Annotated in this window: 5 protein-coding genes; 1 reads left to right on the forward strand and 4 read right to left on the reverse strand. The window is 61.0% G+C overall.

Going from position 1 to position 6,350, the window contains the following annotated elements:
- Nucleotides 1-243: 243 nt before the first annotated feature.
- Entirely contained in the window at nucleotides 244-2,307 is a 2,064-nt protein-coding gene (locus tag MBENS4_RS12850; RefSeq protein ID WP_039391188.1) for a hypothetical protein, read from the reverse strand.
- A 701-nt stretch (nucleotides 2,308-3,008) separates the two neighbouring features.
- Between MBENS4_RS12850 and MBENS4_RS12860 the strand changes: the two genes are divergently transcribed.
- A complete protein-coding gene (locus tag MBENS4_RS12860; protein WP_445321515.1) occupies nucleotides 3,009-3,224 on the forward strand; it encodes a helix-turn-helix transcriptional regulator in 216 nt (71 codons plus the stop codon).
- A gap of 60 nt (nucleotides 3,225-3,284) precedes the next feature.
- Here MBENS4_RS12860 and MBENS4_RS12865 read toward each other — a convergent pair whose 3' ends face one another.
- The 3 genes from MBENS4_RS12865 to MBENS4_RS12875 all read right to left on the reverse strand — a co-directional run bounded on the left by MBENS4_RS12865 (nucleotide 3,285) and on the right by MBENS4_RS12875 (nucleotide 6,210).
- A complete protein-coding gene (locus tag MBENS4_RS12865) occupies nucleotides 3,285-3,569 on the reverse strand; it encodes an RNA polymerase sigma factor (protein WP_052322259.1) in 285 nt (94 codons plus the stop codon).
- Entirely contained in the window at nucleotides 3,566-4,447 is an 882-nt protein-coding gene (locus MBENS4_RS12870) for an ArdC family protein (protein ID WP_039391191.1), read from the reverse strand. Before MBENS4_RS12870 ends, MBENS4_RS12865 begins: the two co-directional genes overlap by 4 nt.
- 512 nt (nucleotides 4,448-4,959) lie before the next feature.
- The gene (locus MBENS4_RS12875; RefSeq protein WP_039391193.1) at nucleotides 4,960-6,210 is read right to left on the reverse strand and encodes a tyrosine-type recombinase/integrase; all 1,251 of its coding nucleotides are present in this window, start codon (nucleotides 6,208-6,210) and stop codon (nucleotides 4,960-4,962) included.
- Between the last annotated feature and the right edge of the window lie 140 nt (nucleotides 6,211-6,350).

Below are 6,350 nucleotides of genomic sequence, written 5' to 3' on the forward strand. Positions count from 1 at the left end.
TGGGACAAAACCGTCGTTCCCGGGCCTGCGTCGAAAGGACAGCTTTCAGCCGATCACCGGACGTTCTGAAAGACAGCAAGCAGCGGCCGTGAAAGAAAATGGCTGGCCGCGGGAGGAGATTTCGAGGCGCTGAATGCCTGGTTCGTCATCCGCAATGCCGTGGGCCTCTGCCTCGGACCAGATCCGGCCGTGTATTAGGGCAGGCGGGCATTGAGGGTTGAAACAATCGGAGTCGAGCAGGCGTTATTTGCCAGCCATGGAAAGCCATTCGACATCATGTGTGTTTAAGGCCATCACGTTGATGCCCTGCTCGCTTTCCCAATAGAAAATCTGACCTGTCAACAGCATCCGCTGAGCGTGACGGTTGATTACCAGAAAAGCCTCCTGATCCGGATACGGATTGCCCACGCTCCAGATTTCTGCAAAATCGCGCGTCAAAAGCTCGAACCAGTTCAAAAGACCTCGCGCGGCCAGCTCGCTCCGGAAGGCCTTGATGGACATCTCGTCCGGGTCAGTTCCCATGTAAGCACTGGCGAGGCCAGCGAGGCTGACGGCGCCCATCGCGTCAGGAAGCGCTCGCGCTATCAACGCGTCGGCATCGTTGTCCAAGTGATAGGCGCGCCTCGCTTCCGTCAGCCGCTCTTCCATTCCATCAAGATGCGTGAGAAGGCTTGCGCGATATTCCTCGCGGACGCCTTCGCCGAACGCGCTTTGATACTGGCCTATGAAATAGCTGCGCCACACCTCCTGCGTGCGTGGTGCCATGGCCCGGTCACAGGCATCGCCAGCGACCCCGCCCCCTGCATAGACCTTTTCGAGTAATGCGTCCGCGCCAAGGCGGGCGAGTTGCGCGAGGACAATGCCAGCCGCGACGGCGTAATGCTCGTCATCGTCTCCGAGCAGCATGTTTGGAATTCCAGGCCGCAGGACAATCGCGACCCCCAAGCGTCCGTCTCGCTCGATCGGTACATTATAGGCGACGCTGTACCCCTGCTTCGAAGGGACCACTGGCTCACCCGTGTCGAGGTTGCCACGATCCAGCTCGCTGAGTGCGCGCTCATAATCTTCCGCTATCACGAAAAGGATGAGCCTGCTGACATCGAAGCGCAGTCGGGCCCATGCGACAAGTCGCATCAGAACCGCGCCCGTGGCTTCCCGTGAAGCATCGTCATATCCGCTCATCTCGAGCGTGAACGATGCGGGCAATTCGGGATCCCAGTCGGTCGGTGCTCCCGTCGTCGCACTGTCGGGATCTTCTACTTGGCGCCGGAAGTCTGTAGCAGCCTCGGCCAACGCCCCGTGGATCGGGTCGAAAACTTTTTGGCCGATGGCACCCTGCAAAGCCTCGAGGGCTTCGTCTTTGAACGAGCTGACGAAAAAGGCGAGGCAATGGGGCGCCGCCCGCTGGTTGAAAAGGTCCAACTCGTCAGGTTCGTCCTCACGTTTTCCGACCAGCATCCGCGTCGGCGACAACGGCATCAGAACGGTTGTGATCTCTTCCTTGTCGAAGGTGAGGAGCGTTCCTGTCTCACCCAGTGCACTACGCGCCACGGCCACGAAGTCAGGCAGTATGAAGCTGGGCGCGCTGACATCGATGACGCTCCAATCAAGGCATTCAAGCAAATTGACGCGAGCGCTAGGAAGCAAAGATGTGGTCAGACTTTTCACCTGCGCGTCCCGCGCCATCGTAGAAGCATTCTCCCGAAAGACGCTGGCTAGCGCCATGGCATGGTCGTTAAACTCGGTCATACCAGAGGCGAACTGCTCTCGCAGGATCATGTAGGAGATTGACTCAAGGACAGGTGCCGGCAGGCCAAAGGCAGCCAAGCTAGTCTCGTCTTTCATCGCGTTGGCGAAGGCTTCGCGAAAGCGCTTGCCCGGCAGTGGACCGTCGGTGCCGAGCATATATCGAAGCTCGTCTTCGCCGCCGAACAACTGCTCGATCATGTCGGCAAGGAGCGCTGCGCCCGTGCGCACTACACCGCGGACATGATCAACCCGGCCATACAGATGACCGATCGTCCGCGCAGCAAGCGCTGCCTCGATAGAACCCGCAGGTGCTGCGTACAGGGCTTCGAAATCTGCCGTGAGTTGCCCGCCCTCATGGTCGGTGATCAGGTCATCGAGCGTTTTGCTACCGTCTGTGGACAGATGCGAATAGTACCAGTCTTCAGCGGCTACCTGCTTGGTGGGAAGCGGAAAGATTCCTTCCGCCTGAAACTTGAAGACGCGAGCGATTTTTCCAGGACCGATCCGGAAGGCGCGCAACAAGGACTGCGGGATGTAATGCTGGTTCTTGCCGGACATGGGACACCTTGGCGGTATATTGCAGAAATGCGTGCTTCGGACGCGCCTGGCAACCGCTTTCGCTGTCGTCTTTAAGGTCGGAACAATTGCGCGTGTGCAGGCTATGGTCAAGGTCGAAACCGAACCCGATGTCGAGCTCTTCGAAATGCACGGTCCCGAGCAAGCCAAGCCGATCCGGACGAGGAGGCACGCTCTTTCCTAGCCGCGCGCTATTCCCCAAGGCGGAAGCGATCGACGGGGCGCAACGCGCGAAATGGCCGATGTTAGCGGCTGCTGCCGGGGTGTGAGCGGCAGCTATCCCACTTTCTGCTCTCTGAACCCGACATTCGCCTATCGGCCCCAACACGCCATTAAAAAGTGGGCTATCGGCCCGAAATCACAATCAGTCTTGCGGTGTGCGAATGCAGCGCTGCCGTCCAACCATCGGTGCGATACGCTCAGTGATTCGGCCAGATATTCGGTATATCGGCTGGCTCCCGATGCCTGTTGAGACGGTTGGCGAGCGAAACGTCAAAATGGAAATTCTGGCGGCAGATTTTTTCGCTCGTCCCCAGCCGTCCTTAGACGTCCCGGATCGTTCACTTCGCCAGGTTCTGCGCTCCAGCCAGTGCCGCATACCCTTGATCCCGGCTCGTTTTGGCCCATTCTTGTTTGTGGCCGGCCAGTCCACCTCACCAAATCGGAGGACATGCCACATGAACATGATGACGCCCCCTGACCGCTTTCTCCGCCTCGGCGATGTGCTCGACCGTACGGGCCTTTCCCGCGCGACTCTCTACCGCAAGATTCAGAGCGGGACCTTTCCGAGGCAAGTGCGCCTCGCCGAACGATGCTGCGGCTGGCGAGAAAGCGCCGTCACGGAATGGATGCGCAATCCCATCTTCTACTCGGTCGACGACTTTCCCCCTCCGGCATGAGCCATTCACCCAGACCAGCAACAGCCAGGCGCGCCCGCCGCAGCGGGCGCGCCCGTTTGCTCACCAGCCCTTGCGCTTCTGCCGATCTAGAGACCGCCCCAGCATCGCAATTGCGCGGCCCATCTCGATCTCCACCCGGCGCACGCTGATATCGAAGCGCGCGGCGATCTCGTCGTAGGACCAACAATCATAGCGCACGAGGCAGAACAGCTGACGGTGGAAGCGCGGCAACGAATGGACCGCCCGCGCCACTCGCCGCACTTGCGGGTCCTCGTATTCGGGAAAGGCATCGCGCAGGAACGCTTCGCGGATAGCCTGCTCCAGCTGGTAGAAACGCCGCATCATGCCGCATCCTCCCCGAAGGCAAGGAGGTAGTCGGCGCCCTTGCTGGCTGCACTTGCCGCCCGGAAGATAGCCTTCTCGTCGGCGCGCATGACCTCAAGCCACGCCCCAATGTAATCGGAATGGCGAACCGTGGGCTCGATACCCAGCGACGCGCAGGCAAAGGCGGAGGTCATTTCGGCGACCAGTTCTTCCTTGGCGTACAAGGCCGAACCGAACTTGCCGCTCTGATCGCGCTCCAGCCGTCCCTTGCCGCCAGCCCAATGGCCAAGCTCGTGCAGCGCCGTGCGAAACCAATTCACCGGCTCATGAAAGGCGGCCTGCGGGGGCACCTGCACATAATCTTGCTTGGGTGAATAGAACGCTTCGCTCCCGCCGACCCGGAAGTCGGCACCGCTGGCGGTAATCAGCCTGTCCACCTCGGCAATCGCAAGGACAGGATCGAGCGCCACCGGTTCTTCCGCATACTGTTCGGGCAGCCCCTCGATCTGGTCGAGATTGAACGCCGTGAAGCGCTTCAGGAAGGCAATCGTGCGCGCCTCGCGGTCCTCGCCTGCGGCCTTCGTGGCCTCGTCCTTGGAGGTGAAGCGGTCGGCATAGCAAATGACCGTGCCTTTCTCTCCGCGCCGGACATACCCGCCTGCCTTCTCGGCCTGCTTGTAGGTAAGCCAGCGCTGCGATGTGAACCCCCGCTCCACCGCCTCGCACCACAAAATCAGCACATTAATTCCGGAATAAACTCGTCCGGACACTGCGTTGTGCGGCATCGTGCATGCACACCGGGCCTTGTCCCAAGGCTGCACCCACGGAAGGCGTCCTTCTTCCAGCTCGGCGATCACTCGTGCGGTCACCTCGCCATAAAGGCTCTGACGGTCGGCCATAACTCCTGCTCCTTTCCTCAACCGCCATTGACCGGCGCCAGGGTGGCGGGGGGCGGCAGGAGCAGACCAGAAGCCCCGCCGGCTAAAGGCGGGGCGCACCCGAAGGGGCGAAACGAAGAGGAGCACCCGGCAGCGCAGCGAACGGGTTGCGCGCCGTCGAGGCGGGGCTAGAGGGCCGCGACGCCCCCCGCCACCACGGAGCCGCCAAGGCTCAACGCCGCCGCGCCTCACGCGCGGCGACTATTGACGGGATGCCAGGAGCAGCCCGACCGGCCCGTCCAGGGCGGGACGGAACGCGTCATGCGATCGTGACGGCTATGCCGACGAGACGCCGCATGGTGGCTCGGCTGGAGCGGCAGCGGAAGTAGAGCGCGGTCAGGCCGTCAGGGCTGGGACGCCGCCGTCGGTATGACCTTAGTTCAGCAGTGCGTTCTAACACTACGCTCCTATTTAACGTCTCAACTGTTAAATCGGGATCGTGCGTACAGCGAGGCCACAATCACGTCGGTTATTCATGACCCGCTATGGCCAAACTTGGGTCGCAGAACCGTGGCCCCGTCGCGCAGCTGGTCGATATGGTCCGACCAGTGCTGCATCATGCGAACGCGTTCGTCCCAGTACTGGCCGCGCGCATAGGCGCGGCGAATTGAATTGCCATCGGCATGGGCAAGCTGGCGTTCGATCGCATCGGGATTCCAGCAGCCCATTTCATTGAGCAGGGTTGCGGCCAGCGCCCGAAACCCGTGGCCGGTCATTTCGTCCTTGCCGTAGCCGAGCCGCCGGAGCGCGGCGTTGATCGTGTTGTCCGACATCGGGCGCTCGAAAGAGCGCAATGATGGGAAGAGGAAGGGGCTGTAATCGGCATCGTGTTCGATCTCTTCCAAGATGCCCAGCACCTGTAGCGACAGCGGAACGGCATGAGGGCGCCGCATTTTCATCTTGTGGGCCGGGATCGTCCAGACCCGCTTCTTGAGGTCGAACTCCTTCCATTCGGCCCAGCGCAGTTCGCCTGGACGAACGAAGACGTGCGCCAGCAAACGCAGTGCGGTTCGGGTGAGGGCGTAGCCGTCATAAGTGTCGATGGTGCGTAGCAGCGCGCCGGCCTCGACCGGTGTGGTAATCGCGGCCCGATGGTTTGTTTTCGGAGTAATGAGGGCGCCGCGCAGGTCCGTAGCGATATCGCGCTCGGCACGCGCCGTCGCGATCGCATAACGAAAGACCTGGCTGGCCGCCGTGCGTGCGCGATTGGCGGTGTCGTACCGCTTCGAGGCCTCGATCTTCTTGAGCGCGAGGAGCAGCTCATGCGGGGAGATTTCGGCAATCGGACGCTGACCGAGCGCGGGATAGAGCTTGGCGAGAAGCCAGCGCGACTTCTTGATCGTCATCGCTGCTGCGCCCTCGGCGCCGATCTTTTCGAGCCACTCGTTCCCGACCGCTTCGAACGTATGCGAGGCGGCGAGGGTCTTCGCGATCTTTTCCAGCTTGGCCTGCTCGATTGGGTCAGTTCCATCGGCGATGAGGCGCCTTGCGTCGAGCAGACGTGTCCGCGCTTCACCCAGCGGCAGCTCCGGCCAACGGCCGAAGTTGATGGTTTTCTGTTTTCCGAGAATGCGGTAGTTCATTCTCCAGGACTTGGTGCCGCTCGGTTCGATCTGAAGATAGAGCCCGTCGCGGTCGCTGAGCTTGTAGGCCTTGTCCCTGGGTTTTGCACGCGACACACAGGCCGCATTTAGCCCGGATTTCTGCCGGTTTCCGTAGGACATGATGGTAGTTCCCGATCGCTTTGGCGGGACAACCATCAAATCTACCATCATTTGGGTGAGATTTAGTGAAATGGCCCGAACCTGACGGAGCCATAATACCACTCAAAAACCGCAGAAAACAGCCAGTTTTGGGATGCTTT

The sequence above is a fragment of the Novosphingobium sp. MBES04 genome (assembly GCF_000813185.1).
Taxonomy (GTDB): Bacteria; Pseudomonadota; Alphaproteobacteria; order Sphingomonadales; family Sphingomonadaceae; genus Novosphingobium; species Novosphingobium decolorationis.

Bases quoted from the DNA above. Each gene is read 5' to 3' on its own strand.
- MBENS4_RS12875 (WP_039391193.1), bottom strand. From the start codon at position 6,210: ATGTCCTACGGAAACCGGCAGAAATCCGGGCTAAATGCGGCCTGTGTG.
- MBENS4_RS12865 (WP_052322259.1), bottom strand. From the start codon at position 3,569: ATGATGCGGCGTTTCTACCAGCTGGAGCAGGCTATCCGCGAAGCGTTC.
- MBENS4_RS12850 (WP_039391188.1), bottom strand. From the start codon at position 2,307: ATGTCCGGCAAGAACCAGCATTACATCCCGCAGTCCTTGTTGCGCGCC.
- MBENS4_RS12860 (WP_445321515.1), top strand. From the start codon at position 3,009: ATGATGACGCCCCCTGACCGCTTTCTCCGCCTCGGCGATGTGCTCGAC.
- MBENS4_RS12870 (WP_039391191.1), bottom strand. From the start codon at position 4,447: ATGGCCGACCGTCAGAGCCTTTATGGCGAGGTGACCGCACGAGTGATC.